Here is a 15,866-nt window from a genome sequence, read left to right on the forward strand (position 1 = left end):
AACGCTACAAATGGCGGCTTTCCACGAAATACGTAATTAATATTAAATTTCAATTAGTAATTACTTTTGTGAATATTCAGGTATTTCTTTTACTTTGAAACCTGAAATATTTTCAACGAGGTATGGCACAAAATTTCCATCGTTATATCTAGCGATAACTTCTCTGTATTTTCGTTAAATTCTGACTCGGTTAATCATCATGCCGAAATATTATCTTCACCGGACTGGGAAGATTCCTACTGCTGTTCATCCTTTTGTCAAACAAACAGGTTTTAGAGAAGATCAGCAGCAACCCTTTCTAAATTTAAGGCAAATAATTCGAGGTTGGCAAAAAATTGCAAGTTCAACCTATGGAAAGATTTCTCTGATGATCTCTCGTCTAATTCGGGATGAACCATGAATCAATTCAAAATTCAAAATTCAAAATTCAAAATTAAATACAGCCACTGACAAGGGGGAGGCAGTCTCGTGGGCGGGTTTCCCGACTTGAGAGAACTGGCGTTGGGGTTTATACCCGCTTTGTGAGAGAAGGATTCTTTCGCCCACAAGGGGCGAGGGTTTTCATAAACAAATCAATGTCTATCAACTGTTAGCTACATAGAAAGCTTTCACAACAATGTCAACTTTATTAGTTTATTTTGTAATTGGTTCTCTTATCGTTTTACTAATTGGAATTGCAGCTTATTTCGTAACGGCTCGTAAGTATCAATCCTCAGCCACAGTCGCTAATTCCTATGACCAATGGACGCTTGACGGCATCCTAGAATTTTACTGGGGCGAACACATTCACCTCGGTCACTACGGTTCGCCACCAAGACGCAAGGATTTTTTGGCTGCTAAATCTGACTTTGTACACGAAATGGTTAAATGGGGTGGTTTAGATAAATTACCTCCTGGTACTACCGTCTTAGATGTTGGCTGTGGGATTGGGGGTAGCAGCCGGATTTTAGCGCGAGATTATGGATTTGCTGTCACAGGAATTACCATCAGCCCACAGCAGGTGAAACGCGCCCAGGAGTTAACACCCCAAGAACTAAACGCCCAGTTTGCAGTCGATGATGCAATGGCATTGTCGTTTCCAGATGCCAGTTTTGATGTAGTTTGGTCAATCGAAGCAGGCCCCCACATGCCCGATAAAGCCGTTTTTGCCAGAGAATTAATACGGGTGCTAAAGCCTGGTGGAATTTTGGTTGTCGCTGACTGGAATCAAAGGGATGACCGCCAAAAGCCGCTAAATTTCTGGGAGAAACCAGTAATGCGACAACTGCTAGATCAGTGGTCTCATCCAGCTTTTTCTAGCATTGAGGGATTCTCCGAACTGTTGGCAGCTACAGGATTAGTGGAAGGAGAGGTAATTACGGCTGATTGGACGCAAGCAACCCTTCCTTCTTGGTTAGATTCGATTTGGCAAGGAGTGGTTCGCCCAAGCGGATTTCTGCGTTTTGGACTGTCTGGTTTCATCAAATCTGTGCGCGAAGTGCCGACGTTTTTATTGATGCGTTTAGCCTTTGGTGCAGGACTGTGCCGATTTGGAATGTTCCGTGCTGTGCGGGCAAATTCACGTACAGAATTGAGGGATAGAAACTTTGTTCAGGAAAATCCCTCAAGTTTAGTTGGGTAGCGATACTTGCGGTGGGCTGCGTCTACGCATGATGACTAATGCGTGAGTTCTCAGCAATCACCCCATCACAAAATCTATCTAATACATGATATCTGCGTAAAACTTCTTTTTTGTAATCGCTCCTTTAATCAACAAACAACTTATTTATATGCACAAAATTCCCGTCACAGTCATTACAGGATTTCTCGGCGCAGGCAAAACTACGTTAATTCGTCACTTACTGCAAAACAACGAAGGACGACGGATTGCTGTTTTGGTAAATGAATTTGGGGAAATGGGCATTGATGGCGAACTATTGCGTGATTGCCGAGTTTGTGATGATGAAGAAGACCCCAACAGTAATATTGTGGAACTCACCAACGGTTGCTTGTGCTGCACAGTGCAAGAGGAATTCTTACCAGCAATGCAAGAATTACTCAAGCGACGCGATCGCCTAGACTGTATGTTGATTGAAACCTCTGGACTAGCATTACCAAAACCATTGGTGCAAGCATTTCGCTGGCCAGAGATTCGCACAGGTGCTACAGTGGACGGCGTAATCACTGTGGTGGATTGCGAAGCCTTAGCCAGCGATCGATATGTAGGCGATTTAGCAGCCCTCTTAGCCCAGCGACAAGCCGACTCTAGCCTAGAACACGAAACACCGATTGAGGAATTGTTTGAAGATCAGCTAGCTTGTGCTGACTTGGTGTTGCTGACTAAAAGCGATCGCGTTGACGAACAAACCCAAGTGAGAGTGCAGGATTGGTTAAAGCAGAACTTACCTCCTGGTGTAAAAGTCATTCCTTGCCAGGATGGTAAAATCAGTAGCAATTTATTACTCGGTTTTAACGCTGCGGTAGAAGATAACTTAGATAGTCGTCCCAGTCACCACGATACTGAAGAAGACCACGAACATGATGACGGGATTAATGCAGTGCAACTAATATTAGACCAAGCATTTGAGCCGTCTTTTTTGGTTAAACGTTTGCAAACATTAGTGCAACAGCAAGAAATTTATCGAATTAAGGGATTTGTAGCAGTTCCGAACAAAGCCATGCGTTTAGTATTACAAGGTGTCGGTAATCGATTTGACTACTTTTACGACCGTCCTTGGCAAAACAGCGAACTCCGTCAAACGCGATTAGTGTTAATTGGTCGAGAACTGGATCGAGTTCGTATTGAGTCAGTGGTGTTGGGGGAGGAAGTCGGTGCGACCATCTAATTGTGTTTGGCAAGGAAATTTTGGCTACTGGCAAAACAGCTTTATCCATAACAATATATTGGTAATCGGTTACACAGCATGGAAAGGATTTCAGTCATTTGGGCGGGGAGTTGTCTTATGTGATGTAGATATTCAAGTGACTCATCCTACAATTACGAGCCTGGATACAGTTAAGTTCACCCTGCAATTTCTCCCCTTGAATTTGATTGGATTTTACCTGCAAACATTTCAGGATAGCGGATTGATATCACAATCAATCTGTTCATCCATGATTTCATCAATTTCCCCAACAGTTGCAACATACAATCCCTATCAAGATATTCTTTTGGTGCTAAAGGCTGAACATCAAATTGAAGTTAATTTTTTACACAAACTAAAAATTACTCCACCTGATTGCTACGAACAAGTTTGCACGCGTTGGTCAGAATTTAAACCAAGCCTAATACCCTAGAAAGTACACAGTATTTTTAAAAGTAGGAGTATAATCGATTGCTATCTCTCCGCCAAGTAGTTATTAAATATATAAAAACAGGAAAAATCTCCTGTTTGGGTATCAAATTAATGGAAGAAATACAAGGGAAAAAATTCCGCATTCCCCTACTAAGTCGAGAGAAAATTAACTTTAATTGCCAACCTACTTCTAGGACAATTGCATGAATAAATTTCTGACAAATTTAACAACTAAATCCGCAGCTTTGATGTCTCTAGCTTCATTGGTCATGACCAATAAAGTGACCACAGCTGGTCAGCCAGTAAATCCCCAACCAGTAGACCGTCCTGATGCTGCTACTACACCAGTATCCGCATCAGACCAAAGAGCTTGTGCCAGACATCCGAAACTCGGTAAATTTTTCTGCGCTCACGCTGAACAATTATCTCATCTGCAAAAAGGCGTAGCAGAGATTGATGTTACTGATGAGAACAGCGAGAAGGCATTACTTGGAGTTACAGATGCAGAAAGCGATGCTGCTGTAGCTATGTTTGGTTGTGATTGTGCTGCATCGATAAATTGTTTACGCCGCTTGCGGAATAGCCTCCCATAGAATCTTATTTCCTAAGTTTTTCATCTTGGGAAAAGCAGGGGATAGGAGGAAAATTATTTCTCTCTCCCCTTACTATTTTACAGATTTCTGCTCGGAAATTTAAGGTGCAATAAAATTGTTTATATCAAACTTAAATAATATGAAACGTCGTGATTTTATTACTTGTTTTGGTTTGGGTTATGTAGCAAGTAGCTTACCTGCAAAAGTTGTAGCTTCTGCTCCAGAAACTACAGCAATATCATCAACTTCTGGAGATTGGCAACCAGTAGGAACAGTTGCCCAATTGGATAAAACTGGTCAGCTATTAAATGAAAACTCACCGGTTGGTTCTGTATTGGTAATTGGTACTTCTAAAAGCAAAAATCTAGTGGCTGTGAACCCTACCTGCACTCACATGGGTTGCACCGTAGAGTGGCTTGCAGAAGAAAAGATATTTTTATGCCCTTGTCATGCTTCCGAATTTGCTGCCAATGGCAATGTACAAATGGGGCCAGCTACAAAACCACTATCAAATTACGAGACAAAAATAGAAGGCAATTTAGTTATTGTAAAACGTAATTCATAATTTGTAATTAATAATCTCAGGTTTGATTTGGGGCTTTAAGTGTTCACTAAAATTATTATGTAGCAATTTGCAAATAGTAATACCTTAGTTAATCAAACGACAAAATTAACACACTGATATTGCTGGGAATATTAAGCATGAATTTGTCACTGTTTCTACCAATTTATAAATGCAAAAACCAAAACTAATAAATATTTCCAAAGCGACTCGTTACCAAAATGCGGCGATAGATTATTACATGGGACTTACAAATTCCTCCTATCTCCATTACGGGTATTGGGAGCCACTACCTACTGTAGGTGAGGAATTGACTCTAACTCGTCTGCGTGCGGCTCAAGAAGCTTATGCAGCCAAGCTTTTTAGTTTTATTCCAGAGGGTGTAAAAACTGTGCTGGATGTCGGTTGCGGGATTGGTGGGAATGCAGTGTATTTACGCGATCGCGGTTTCATTGTTGAGGGATTAGCACCTGACACACTCCAGCAAGAAAAGTTTATCAAGAATACCAACTCTCAAGTACCTTTCTATTTAACGAGATTTGAAGATTTTCACACCTCAAACTCCTACGATTTAGTTCTGTTGAGTGAAAGCAGTCAATATATTGCTGCTCTCGATTTAGCTCAAGGTGCGGCTCGTTTACTGGATAGCGGTGGCTACTTGCTGCTTGCAGACATGATGCGTTTTGATGCCGAATACCGAGAAGGTATTTTTTCTAATTGTCATGTCGCCAGCGAACTCCAAGCGGCGTTAGAACAGTCTGGATTCAAGTTAATCAAGACTGAGGACATTTCCAGCCATATTGCGCCAACGATTGACTTGTGTGTTGATAAGTTCCGTACTTTTGGGCTAACTACTATTAAATATATTGCAGATTTGGTGGCGATCGCACTCCCACCATTATACGCGATCGGATGTTGGGTATTTAAGCGTTGGCTAGAAAAGCCAATTGCTGAAGGTTTAGCAGCACGCACTATTTTTGAAAACCATCTGTGTTATTCCATTCAACTTTGGCAGTTAACTAAAGGAGTTTAAGTGAAGATGACCACAGAAATAAACACTCAAGATTGGCAACAAACTTTTATCGCCACTAATTTATTAGCAATTGGGTATAACGCTTGGGTTGGCTATTTAGGAGGAGAATGTGGTGTTGTAATTTGCAGTACCAATTCTCCGCATTTAAGTATTGCTGGTGAAACATTTAAAGCCCATTTTATCCCGCGTAAAAATCTCGCAGCTTTCTTAAATTCGTGGTTCTAGAAAATACATTAAAACAGCTACCAAAACCTTATGATTTGTGGTTAGTTAATTTTCATGCACCAATAGCAGAAGAAGTGAAAAAATGTCTACCTGAAACCAAGTTATTCATACCAGTAAATGGCTATAATTACAAAATTTATCATTGTCAAAATAATTCGTAATTCTTAGTTATTACACTACTATTTTAGTCGTATAATTGAAAAAAATGATACATAATGTGAATTAGAAAAACCACGGGAAAAGTAACAAAATGAAAGTTCCTAGCTTTTCGATTCATACTTCTTCCATGACTAGCATAGGTTTTGGAACGCTATTAACAACCATCTTTTTCTTGGTAGATGATTAATATCAAAAACCGTTAAAAATACAACAATTATTAAAGTCAGTATTGAGAGCGATAAATCATGGTCATGGTGCTTTTATATGCAGGGTAAGAGTATCTCAATCAGGCTTGACACAAGGAATCAGAAGAATCTAAAGTATTGTCAATGAAACAACTGAGAACCTGAATCATATAAGTAGCTTGGTGTTAAAAATTATCGCTATGGCAAGGCAGGAGGCAGGAGGCAGAAGGCAGGATGGAAGAGGATTATAGCTTTATTTACCTTTCTTAACTTAGTTCTGTTTTTTCTCACCAACTTACTTAATTGTTATCCATAGCAGTGCGTTTCATTTTTTGACGGAGACTACGTTTGTGGGTCTGTTCACGGTTAAGAGCATTGAGAGCCAAATGTCGTAACAGAGCAAAATTTTGGGGGCTGTGAAAAGAACGAATGCGACAAGCATCTTCTTTTAAGGTACAATCAAGAGTCCAATAAACCTCGTTTTCAATGCCCCAATGCTTGCGGATAGCCCGACCGATAATTTGAGCATCACTGTTTAAAGAAGTGAGATAAAATTGAACCTCACGAATTTCTGTGCGATGATGTCCTGTCTTGAAAAGTTTTGTGGAAGGAAACCTTCCCCACAAACTTTTCGCTTTTTCAATCCGTTTGTCATAACTAACATTTATCCCCTTCCATTGTTGTGCTTGCGCTTTTCAAACCATTCTTTAACTTGAGAATAGAGAGTCGGATGGTTGGCTTTAAGTGCCAGGACATAATCGGCTTTTTTGGCGATAATCTGTTTGGCAATTTCGGTTTGTGTTCCCATTGCATCAATAGTGATGATAGCGCCAGTAATATCTAGTAACTCTAATAATGCCGGAATAGCCGTAATTTCATTGGACTGATCTTCTACTTTCACTTGTGCCAACACTAAACTGTGTTCAGTTGCCCAGGCACTTATGAGATGGAGTGCACTTTGACCTTGATTGCGGTCATAAAAACCCCTAATTGTTTTTCCGTCTACTGGGGATAATTTCTCCTCCCATTTTTGTGATCAGGGTTTCTACCCATCTCAAAAAACATCGGTTTAATGCTTCTGGGTCGATAAACTCAAACACTCGTCGAAATGTATCATCTTTTCGCGTAGCGTGCCGTCAGGCAAGGAATACCATTTGGTAATGCCAAAAACTCTTCTAACCATGTTTGCTTGCTGATGCCATAATTCTCAATGTCTTCCCATCCTTGCGCTCCAGCGATGATTGCTAAAATTGCAATGACTAAAATATCTGTGAATTGATGTTTTTTTGTCCGCTCTACTCTATGGTCTTTGATATCTGAGAAATGTTCAACTAAACTCTGTTGAATAATGCCAATGTCTGTTATTTCTCTTGATTTTTGCTGAATACAAATATTTTTGACACTATCAGCAGATTTAGTTTCAAAGCCCTCTGACATCGATTTGATTCCAGGTGATTTTCCATCGAGCAATTGAATTCATCTCATTCATCTTGCTCTAAAGTCAAGTTCATTTTCTACACATTCCCTACCTCCTATCTTCTTTGATTTGTCAAGTTTTCTTTATACCAAATTAGATGAGCTTACCCTGTTTAAACAGTGACCTTTTAGATAAATTAGCTGCTAAATTAAAACAACAGAAATTTGAGAGAATAAAAGGTAAAAAGCACGGTAAATATTGGCATATTACGTTAAACATTCCCAGTAATGAAAATAGTAAATTAGCCAGGGCACAGTTTGATGCTCTCAAGAAGAAAGATTGGAAACTTTGGCTTGTCAGAGAACCGTCCAAAGCTTGCCAATGCAATGGTGAACAATGTGATTCAAATGATTGGCAAGAAATTTAATTTGAAAGCATCACCTCAACACTAGTATTTTGACAATTTAACTGTGATAAAAAATCTCTCGCTAACTGTTCTAAGGTAGTGCTTTGACAATTAGCAACAAGATGCAAACCCAATACTAAACGCGCTGTATTCTGCATCTTTTGAATACCTGTCCAAGGTCGCACAAAGATACCAAGTTGCTCAAGCTGAATAATTAAACCAACGATGTAACCTGCTAAAATACCGCAGCATTTTTCTAGCTCATGCTCATCTTGATTACTCACCTTTAATATCAAGAAAATTTCTGATTCTTGGTGTAACTCGATAGTTTCAAATAAAGCTGTCCACTTCTGTTCACCAGCTAAAATTTGCTTAGTCAGTGTTGCACCTCTAGCAAATTCGCTTTGGATTATCTGTGCAGTAGAACGGGTGACATTACGAGCAGTATTCTGACATGGTTCTATTGATGTGACTACAGGTAACCAGTCTCTTGGGGATTGTACCTGATATTGTCTACCTACATCTGTAAGTGCAATCGCCTGTTGCCAATCATGATGGTGCAAAATTTGGAAAAAATTACTCAGTAATTTCTCTAAGCTTGTTTCTGATTTTTTGTCTAATGTACAACAAAAAGCGCAGAGTAACGCCCAGGAAAAACCACCCAAGAAACCCCAAGCATTACCGTAAATATTTCTGGCTTTAGCCCAGGCGCGTACTGCTCGCAATAGCTGCCGAAAGGTGTCAGGCGATACATATTTGCTAACTACCTCTGTAATTACATCCGCTTCCCAACAACCGACAATAGATTTTAAGCTAATGGGGTCAAGGTTTTGCGGATTTTTCCTTGCCAATTGGTAGTTTTGGGCCCTTGCGTAAAGTAAATCTAAGGATATTCCTTCTAATTGCAGGCGCAGTACAGGGACTCGTGCATCTAATACTAGTTGAGTGTGGCATAATCCTTGCAACCGTTCTTGAACGCTAGCTAGAAAAGCTTCCCCTGATAAATAAGTCGGAATCACACACACAGCATCCAAATCGCTGTCGGGACTTTGTACCCCGAGACGCGCCGAACCCAATAACTGTAGTGATGGTTGAAAACCTAAACATTCTGCACAAGCTTGAGTCACCACTTCTAATACTGTGTCACGCTGTAATTGCTGTGCTGGCATTAGTTCAGGTTCCAAGTTATTAACCAACTTCCCCAATTCGGAAGAATGTGTGACTCCGCTTTCTCCCAAATAAACAATATGTCTCACCGCAAAAGGCTCATCACCGCGACGACTAATTAAGGCGACAGAGTCAACTGTAAAACTAACTGGATGCCATTGCGGTAACTCAGCCAAGGCTGCTTCCGGACTGGGAAATTGTCCGACGCTGAGGTGGGGTGTAAAACCTGCTTTTGTTTTGCTACTTTGCTCGTTACATTGGGGAAACAGATTTTGCAGTACCTTCTGTAACTCATGCAATGCATTTTCTGGCTGGACAACAGGACGCAACCATGCGGTAGAACTTTTGCGGTGTGTAAATGTTTGGAAATCGGCTAAGGTAATTTGAAATGGTTGTAATTGAGCCAATGCAGGCGCAATCATGTCTACCACCTCGGCAAAATAAGATTCGCTCAGAAAACCGTAAAGTAAATTAATGTGAGCCATCCACCGCTCAACTCTGGCATCATAACGCTCACGGATGGCTTGGATTGCAGGTAACACATTGTCTTTTGGAATCACAACTACAGCACTCTGATAAACTGGGCGGGCTGTAGATAGAGAAGATACCTCACTCGGATTGAGAAACACAGGCTTCTCTGTGCGTCGCCCCGTCTCTGTTTCTCCCTGTCTTCTTGCTCTTAGAACTGCACGAAGACCAAAATGATCTGATGGATAAATTTTCCCCTCTGTATCTGCTATTGGTTCACAAGCAAATAAGCTAATTGACTGCGCTTGCCAATCATGGTTTGGATTGAGCAGTAAAATGCGATCGAGCCTAACTGGTATTCCCATTAAACTCATCAACGCCGCTAAGGAGTTGCGTTGTGGGTCAAATGTATAACCTGCTGCATCTGGATGTAGTTGTTGCCAGATATCGACATATCCAGCACCCATTAATATCTCTTCTTGTTCGTTCCCTCGGGTATTGAAGTCACCAACTATCAAGCTATTTCCTGGTAAAGTTTGCAGATATGCAACTATGGTAGATAGCTGATGCTGGCGTTTTTCTAAGGCATTTTGCGCGTAATCGCTGGTTAAATGCACGACTGCAATGTGCAATAATTGACCGTTAATTTCACAACTCCCTACCAATACCCGCTTGTGTCCAGAAAATTGATGTTCAACGAGTGTAAAAGGCAGACGCGACAATAATAAATTACCTAATGGTCGCACTTTTTCGGCTGCACTGGATTCGGAAATATAATAATTGCGTACCCAAGTTTGCGATAAAAGTAACTCTACTAAAGCTGGTGTTGCTTCTTGGATGGCGATGATATCTGCGTTACATTGACGTAACTCCTCAACAATTGCTGGTAATCTTTTTTCAGTTGCAATTTTCTCCTTGTCGTAGAGGTCACAAAGCACGTTAAAACTAACTATTGTCAAAGTTTCTAAATTGACATCTTCGGCTTTTTGTGTATCTGCTTGCCAACCTTGAATATCGTATTTATAAACGGGTCGTGGAATGAATATCGCTGTGTTATCGAATACAGTGACAACTTTTTCCCCTGTATTTTCTCTAGTCTCGCTTTTCCACGCCGCCGCAGGTAACTCTCCACTGGAAATTAAATCTAAATGCTGTTCCCGATCCCAAACAACCACGTCTTGGCAACGGATATAGCGGATGCGATGCCAAGGTATATCACCATCTGTCGCCCATTGGGTTAGAGGTTTTTCTCTGATTCCTGTAGATGCAAGGCGTTCAATATAACCGACAACAAAAGCACTGCTATTAAGACGCTCGTCCCAGATAATGCGATGGTAAACCTCGCGACTGGTTGCCATTTTTTTCTTTTCTGATTTTGACATATTCCCTTTTTCTGTAATCAAATAATTTCGTGACGAAATTAAACAACTAAGCAAGTTAACTTTCGCCACTTGAACCGAATTTGATTGAGATGAGGGACTACATATGCTTTTACCGTGATTTGATTAATGTATTACTTTTATAATACATTATACTTCAGAAGTTGGGGCAATGCCAAAACAGTGATCGCTTGCACCTAGAGCGAAAAGTCGAGAGATCATTTTTTGAGGCGCGTAAGGCATTGGCAGAATTGCGCGTCTTTGACGCTGCCGTTGGCGTTCGCGGTGCGTCTCCCTTAGGAGAAGCCATCGCTTTGGGCATAGTCGCCGCCAGTCTTATCTTCTAATGGATGCATCTGTTGTTTTTGATAACTTGGTTGAAAAATGTGATCAAATTGATCACAAATTACCAACGACAGAGGGGCAAGGGCGGGTGCTGGGCGAGCGCATTAGTCAGGTGTATTCCAGTGGACTGGAGGAATCGGTGCAGAAGTTCTTGGAGTCGTTGGGGAAGCTTAAGCGGGCTTATTTGACGGATTTGGAGGAGAAAGTGTTGAGGGTGCTGGAGACTGAGATGAAAGACTGATGCAATAATGCTTTGGGTAATTTATTGTGTAAGGATGAAATTTTGGTACTGATTATCAGAGAAAGAGCGACGCTAGAACAAGTTGAGCAAATGCTGCAAACATTGAAAATTTACATTAAAGTTGCAGTAGATATAGAAAGAGGGATATTAGCCGGGGGAGGAGAAAAACACGCTTTCTGTGAAGCAGCATTGCTCGAAGATGGTAGTAGACAGCGAGATATTTGGGGTGCTGACTGGACTCCTTTTAATCAATCAATTGCCTATGAATCAATTATTAACATTCGCCCCAGTCAAAATAATCGCTCGATGCTAATTCAAGACCCAGCAATTCAAGAACGTGTTAAACAAATCACTCAGGAGTTAATCGGTGGTTATGAACCAGAAATTAAATGAAAAACAAGCAAGGTTTCAAAGCGAAAATACATCAAATCGTTTAGGACATATAGCTTCTAATTTAGCCAGGTTGAGAACATTTTGTAACACTGCTTACCCGGAAGCAGTTGAAAGTGTGGCAGATGAAACTATGTATTTTATCGAATGGACAGCAGCAGAAATTGAACCGGAATGTGCCGAAGAATTAGTCAACATTCAAGTTCAAATAGCACGGTGGAAATTAAAGTTTGATAGTCTTTGGTCTGATGAGAGCGAACGCAGAAATATGTCCGAGCAAGCTAGTGCTTGGTCAGCGCGAGTATTAGATATGTCAGGTTTGTTGTCCGAATCCATCTAGAATTTTAATCGCGCTCGCAGTATTCTGAGTTTTGCATAAAATATGAGTAATCCCCGAGATTCTTGGATAAATAGTTCATGAATGCACTCGCATTTCTGGAGAGTTCCTTTGCGTTCCCCTCATCTCAATTGAGCTCGTTGCCATTAAGTGTCGGCAATTGAAGCACTTCAGAAAAACGTGAATACTTAACCGCATCGGTAGGAGGATAATCTGCCGACACTGCAATTAACCCAATTTTTATATCCTCAAAATAAATTACACCTCCAATACGCCGTTCAGCTTGGAAAGGCCCATGAAAAAAATGATACTTTGCAATATAAATCGATAAAAAGTCAGTAATTTTTGTTTCCCTGCCAAACATTTGGTGACAAGTCTTGCGGATAACACTATGTAGATATTCATTATGGGTAGGCTCACCCATATCAGTAAATTGCGGATGATCTGCAAAATGATCCATATAAAATAACCAGATATTAGATAAGTCTGCCTCATGAGTCAGTTTTTGCTTGAGTTCTTGTAATCGATTGATGTTCATATTGTGGATATTAGTGTGGTGGGACAAGCAAACAGCACTGTTAAAAATCTACCATGAGAATATTTTTAATCAGAATTATCATATAGAGCTTCTTTAAGGAGATTGCTGCTAGGACTTAGACCTATTGATTGTTCTAGAATGTGAATATAGGAATAAGATTTTCTTGTGGCAATGATTGCAATTTAGTCAATAATATAAAAATTTAAAACAATAGCTTAGGTACTGGATCTTCATCAATAGCACATATACCTGGATGCTGTTCTTGTATGTATGGATGCTTATCCACTAATATTTCTAGCTGTTCACTAGTAAGGCAGAGAATCTTGACACCACTGACAACTCTCAATTGTGAACCACACTCCAAGGGAAATAATTTCCAGCCAATTTCTGAGTTTCTAGCTAATTCTAATCTTTCAGTAAAAGACATCGCTTTTACATCTTGTCTCATTTTTTCATATTCATCTAAAGGAATTGAAGACCAAACTCCAAAACGTTTCTCTTCCATGACGCTGTACATACTAGGGTTGTGCATGATGCGTTCTTGAAACCAAGGAATTAGCCTTGTTTCAATACCATTACACCTTGTTAACCAACGAGCGCCATTTCTAAGCCGATCGTACTCAATCCATCTAAATAAACTATTGGGTTTTCTATTCACAGCTTGCAAACTCTTACGAACTAATGTTGTTGCCAGCCGAGTTTCTGTATAATTAGCCAGATAACCTATAACTAATGTTTTGAGTGGCAGTTTTTCACTAGCAGGGCATATTCCAAAAACTAGCACTCGCTCGTTTAATTTTTTGAGCGACAGTGTTAGCATCTGAAAACTGGGCGACAAGTTTTTTTGAGGTACTTTAGTTTGATTTAAAGTTGGGCAATAAAACTGGATATATTGGCGTTCTAGTTCATTAAGCTCATTTTGTAAGCAATTTAACCAAAATAGCTTGACTTGGCATCGACGATTAATTGCTTCTAATTGTGGTAAACGATGATGATTTTGCCAACGATTTCTAAGATTTACTGCTTGTCCAATATAAAGGACTTGTCCAGACGCAACAGCAAAATAAATTGCAGAATATTCAGGCAACTTCTGTTTATCTATTAAATTTAAGTAAGGTAGATTGCTAAAGTCTTGTAACACTAAAATATTAATAGGTATTGATATTGTAGACAGACATTTTTATTATTCCTATTATTTATGAATTTTAAATACATCAATAATGCAATTTATTCAAAATTACCAGAAGCTTAGCGAGAGCGTGAAAGCCCCTGAGGAGCAGGCGCGTAGCGCCGTACTCCGTGCTAAGAGCGGGTATGAAACGCGACACGGCGGGATTTATCTTCACTAAATTGGTTGCACAAGCAGTATGAAAATAGAAACATTCACAGCAAGTAACAACGATGTACAAAAAAACTGCAACAGCTAGAGTGATTATCAATCTGGCTGAATCACTGAAGCATTCCAGCCCCTTGAAGTAGACAACTGTTCTGGTTCATCTGTACCTCAACATCAGTGCTTGCTAATCAAGCCATTTTGGTGTTTAGCCCAGATATCTACAAATCTTAAGACTTTATTAAATAAATACCCAGAGAAACATGGGTAAACAATGGGTAGTTTCCCCACTATCTTTAAGTAATCGATTCAGGGATGATTAACTGTATAGAAAAGCGCTGGCAAAAATTTTCTAGCTGGCATTTAATAAACCGCATACAAAAGTAAGCCCTGGATTTTTATCAGGGCTTTTTAAGTATAAAAAGTATGTGGCTGTTGGTGATGGGGTGCTGGAACTTGAAACTTAGCGAATTCCGGCAACGGGATTGAAACCTATTATCAGCTTTAGCTATTTTTCTGATTACATTTACTTGAAACTTAGCGAATCCCGACAACGGGATTGAAACAACAAGAGGCTACTAGAAGTTTTCAGGTTTCTATTGCTTGAAACTTTACGAATCCTGGCAACGGGATTGAAACTTAATGCGATCGGGTAATTCTGCGCTTCACAACAATACAATTTTACTAGCTAAAATTTTCATCAGGTGTGAATTATAACTTGAGAAAGAAGTTTTAGAAGTCTCCAGTAATTATCTATTAGTCAAGGATAAGCATTGATTTTAATTATTAGAAGAAATTATCATGTAGGGTCTTGCCATTGCCAAATGACGTGCAGCAATACCAGGATTGTGATGATGTACATCGTGATTGATTGTTGCTTGAATCACAGTTTGCCCAAAAATTCGCTCTCCCCAAGTTTCGAGAATACTAGGGATTGAAATCCTAAATGTTCCGTATTTTCCTTGTTGATGATGCACAAGACGAAAGAATACTATATCTCCTAATGTATACACAATTCGCAGAAATAACCAAAATACAAATAATTTTTTAGCATTTAACAAGATTAATATGACTAAAATTAAAAGTTTGATCAGCAAGTCTAGTCCTAGTTGATGATTAAATCCATTTACTTGCAGCGAACGCACAAAACTCTGTTCTGGCGCACTTAAGGCATTTAAAACCACCACAAAAAAATTCCCTCGAATATGGTAAGCATCTGGATCAGACTCTGTTGCCGGGCTACGATGATGAGCTAAATGAATATCACGGATTTGTGAATAGCTTAATGTCAAAATTGAAAGGGGTATAGGACTAATACCTAAACATCTAATTATCTTATTTATTTGTTTGTCGGTTTTAATATGAAGCAGTTCATGAACACTAATAATCCAACGAGGTAGCGTAATGGCAACAATCAAAAATAAAATCCAACTTGAAATCAAGTCTGCTACAAATAAACCGTAAGCTCCTACTAGGATAAGAGCAGCTATAGTGCAATGGCACAGATAATGATTGGCATCATTATCTGTAACCATATACTCATTTGGACACTTATTGGAGTTTTTGAGCATTGCATTTATGAAATTCAGTTACGCTTTTTGATTTTATATTGGGCTTCAATCTCCAAAGCCTGAATAAAGCATTTTTTATCACTGGCAATGGCAACATAAGTCAGCTAAATATAGTTGCTCCCTCGTGGATAAAACATCAACGCCGCGCCTTGACGCACAGCACCGTCAATCACCTCCACTTTCTCTAGTTACTTGGCATCGCTCTGTACTGTGACGTGATGTTGTTGGGCTCATCCAATCTT

Annotated in this window: 17 protein-coding genes and 1 pseudogene; 13 read left to right on the plus strand and 5 right to left on the minus strand. The window is 39.8% G+C overall.

Annotation, left to right across the window (positions count from 1 at the left end; genetic code table 11):
• Positions 1–199 precede the first annotated feature (199 nt).
• The 8 genes from HGR01_RS05605 (at position 200) to HGR01_RS05640 (ending at position 5,688) form a co-directional block, all read left to right on the plus strand.
• The gene (locus HGR01_RS05605) at positions 200–400 is read left to right on the plus strand and encodes a hypothetical protein (protein ID WP_045869389.1); all 201 of its coding nucleotides are present in this window, start codon (positions 200–202) and stop codon (positions 398–400) included.
• Positions 401–616: 216 nt separating this feature from the next.
• On the plus strand, positions 617–1,621 hold the full coding sequence (locus HGR01_RS05610; protein WP_045869388.1) for a methyltransferase domain-containing protein: 1,005 nt from the start codon (positions 617–619) through the stop codon (positions 1,619–1,621).
• A 148-nt stretch (positions 1,622–1,769) separates the two neighbouring features.
• Positions 1,770–2,825: a cobalamin biosynthesis protein CobW gene (gene cobW, locus HGR01_RS05615; RefSeq protein ID WP_045869387.1), complete on the plus strand. Its 1,056-nt coding sequence runs from the start codon at positions 1,770–1,772 to the stop codon at positions 2,823–2,825.
• The gene (locus HGR01_RS05620; protein WP_045869386.1) at positions 2,812–3,276 is read left to right on the plus strand and encodes a hypothetical protein; all 465 of its coding nucleotides are present in this window, start codon (positions 2,812–2,814) and stop codon (positions 3,274–3,276) included. The genes cobW and HGR01_RS05620 overlap by 14 nt, the downstream gene beginning before the upstream one ends.
• 202 nt (positions 3,277–3,478) lie before the next feature.
• A complete protein-coding gene (locus HGR01_RS05625; protein ID WP_045869385.1) occupies positions 3,479–3,868 on the plus strand; it encodes a hypothetical protein in 390 nt (129 codons plus the stop codon).
• Between the two features lie 139 nt (positions 3,869–4,007).
• Entirely contained in the window at positions 4,008–4,433 is a 426-nt protein-coding gene (locus HGR01_RS05630) for a ubiquinol-cytochrome c reductase iron-sulfur subunit (RefSeq protein WP_045869384.1), read from the plus strand.
• A gap of 169 nt (positions 4,434–4,602) precedes the next feature.
• Complete coding sequence (locus tag HGR01_RS05635; RefSeq protein WP_045869383.1) at positions 4,603–5,463, plus strand: class I SAM-dependent DNA methyltransferase; 861 nt, start codon at positions 4,603–4,605, stop codon at positions 5,461–5,463.
• A 6-nt stretch (positions 5,464–5,469) separates the two neighbouring features.
• Positions 5,470–5,688: a hypothetical protein gene (locus HGR01_RS05640; RefSeq protein WP_210403076.1), complete on the plus strand. Its 219-nt coding sequence runs from the start codon at positions 5,470–5,472 to the stop codon at positions 5,686–5,688.
• 643 nt (positions 5,689–6,331) lie between these two features.
• Here the strand turns inward: HGR01_RS05640 and HGR01_RS05650 are convergent.
• A pseudogene (locus tag HGR01_RS05650) lies at positions 6,332–7,469 on the minus strand (ISAs1 family transposase).
• A gap of 137 nt (positions 7,470–7,606) precedes the next feature.
• Between HGR01_RS05650 and HGR01_RS05655 the strand changes: the two are divergent.
• A complete protein-coding gene (locus HGR01_RS05655) occupies positions 7,607–7,876 on the plus strand; it encodes a hypothetical protein (protein WP_045869382.1) in 270 nt (89 codons plus the stop codon).
• Here HGR01_RS05655 and HGR01_RS05660 read toward each other — a convergent pair.
• Positions 7,873–10,848 carry a poly(A) polymerase gene (locus HGR01_RS05660; RefSeq protein WP_228045385.1) on the minus strand — a complete coding sequence of 992 codons (2,976 nt, stop codon included), beginning with the start codon at positions 10,846–10,848 and terminating at the stop codon, positions 7,873–7,875. The genes HGR01_RS05655 and HGR01_RS05660 overlap by 4 nt on opposite strands.
• Before the next feature lie 185 nt (positions 10,849–11,033).
• Between HGR01_RS05660 and HGR01_RS05665 the strand changes: the two genes are divergently transcribed.
• Genes HGR01_RS05665 through HGR01_RS05680 form a run of 4 tightly spaced genes read left to right on the plus strand, consistent with a single transcriptional unit; the run spans position 11,034 to position 12,185 of the window.
• Positions 11,034–11,216, plus strand: a complete 183-nt coding sequence (locus tag HGR01_RS05665) for a hypothetical protein (protein ID WP_155539117.1) — start codon at positions 11,034–11,036, stop codon at positions 11,214–11,216.
• Positions 11,216–11,455 carry a hypothetical protein gene (locus tag HGR01_RS05670; protein ID WP_045869380.1) on the plus strand — a complete coding sequence of 80 codons (240 nt, stop codon included), beginning with the start codon at positions 11,216–11,218 and terminating at the stop codon, positions 11,453–11,455. Before HGR01_RS05665 ends, HGR01_RS05670 begins: the two co-directional genes overlap by 1 nt.
• Before the next feature lie 42 nt (positions 11,456–11,497).
• Positions 11,498–11,848 carry a DUF5674 family protein gene (locus tag HGR01_RS05675; protein ID WP_045869670.1) on the plus strand — a complete coding sequence of 117 codons (351 nt, stop codon included), beginning with the start codon at positions 11,498–11,500 and terminating at the stop codon, positions 11,846–11,848.
• Positions 11,829–12,185: a hypothetical protein gene (locus tag HGR01_RS05680; protein WP_045869379.1), complete on the plus strand. Its 357-nt coding sequence runs from the start codon at positions 11,829–11,831 to the stop codon at positions 12,183–12,185. Before HGR01_RS05675 ends, HGR01_RS05680 begins: the two co-directional genes overlap by 20 nt.
• A gap of 124 nt (positions 12,186–12,309) precedes the next feature.
• Here HGR01_RS05680 and HGR01_RS05685 read toward each other — a convergent pair whose 3' ends face one another.
• The 3 genes from HGR01_RS05685 to HGR01_RS05695 form a co-directional block, all read right to left on the minus strand.
• Positions 12,310–12,720, minus strand: a complete 411-nt coding sequence (locus HGR01_RS05685; RefSeq protein ID WP_045869378.1) for a hypothetical protein — start codon at positions 12,718–12,720, stop codon at positions 12,310–12,312.
• 202 nt (positions 12,721–12,922) lie between these two features.
• On the minus strand, positions 12,923–13,807 hold the full coding sequence (locus HGR01_RS05690) for a GIY-YIG nuclease family protein (RefSeq protein ID WP_210403075.1): 885 nt from the start codon (positions 13,805–13,807) through the stop codon (positions 12,923–12,925).
• A 1,025-nt stretch (positions 13,808–14,832) separates the two neighbouring features.
• The gene (locus tag HGR01_RS05695; protein ID WP_045869376.1) at positions 14,833–15,588 is read right to left on the minus strand and encodes a fatty acid desaturase; all 756 of its coding nucleotides are present in this window, start codon (positions 15,586–15,588) and stop codon (positions 14,833–14,835) included.
• Positions 15,589–15,866: the final 278 nt, after the last annotated feature.

Source organism: Tolypothrix sp. PCC 7712 (assembly GCF_025860405.1).
In the GTDB taxonomy this organism is placed as follows: domain Bacteria; phylum Cyanobacteriota; class Cyanobacteriia; order Cyanobacteriales; family Nostocaceae; genus Aulosira; species Aulosira diplosiphon.

Coding starts and splice junctions, on each gene's coding strand:
- HGR01_RS05605 (WP_045869389.1), top strand. CDS start 200: ATGCCGAAATATTATCTTCACCGGACTGGGAAGATTCCTACTGCTGTT.
- HGR01_RS05610 (WP_045869388.1), top strand. CDS start 617: ATGTCAACTTTATTAGTTTATTTTGTAATTGGTTCTCTTATCGTTTTA.
- cobW (WP_045869387.1), top strand. CDS start 1,770: ATGCACAAAATTCCCGTCACAGTCATTACAGGATTTCTCGGCGCAGGC.
- HGR01_RS05625 (WP_045869385.1), top strand. CDS start 3,479: ATGAATAAATTTCTGACAAATTTAACAACTAAATCCGCAGCTTTGATG.
- HGR01_RS05630 (WP_045869384.1), top strand. CDS start 4,008: ATGAAACGTCGTGATTTTATTACTTGTTTTGGTTTGGGTTATGTAGCA.
- HGR01_RS05635 (WP_045869383.1), top strand. CDS start 4,603: ATGCAAAAACCAAAACTAATAAATATTTCCAAAGCGACTCGTTACCAA.
- HGR01_RS05640 (WP_210403076.1), top strand. CDS start 5,470: ATGACCACAGAAATAAACACTCAAGATTGGCAACAAACTTTTATCGCC.
- HGR01_RS05655 (WP_045869382.1), top strand. CDS start 7,607: ATGAGCTTACCCTGTTTAAACAGTGACCTTTTAGATAAATTAGCTGCT.
- HGR01_RS05660 (WP_228045385.1), bottom strand. CDS start 10,848: ATGGCAACCAGTCGCGAGGTTTACCATCGCATTATCTGGGACGAGCGT.
- HGR01_RS05670 (WP_045869380.1), top strand. CDS start 11,216: ATGGATGCATCTGTTGTTTTTGATAACTTGGTTGAAAAATGTGATCAA.
- HGR01_RS05680 (WP_045869379.1), top strand. CDS start 11,829: ATGAACCAGAAATTAAATGAAAAACAAGCAAGGTTTCAAAGCGAAAAT.
- HGR01_RS05685 (WP_045869378.1), bottom strand. CDS start 12,720: ATGAACATCAATCGATTACAAGAACTCAAGCAAAAACTGACTCATGAG.
- HGR01_RS05695 (WP_045869376.1), bottom strand. CDS start 15,588: ATGGTTACAGATAATGATGCCAATCATTATCTGTGCCATTGCACTATA.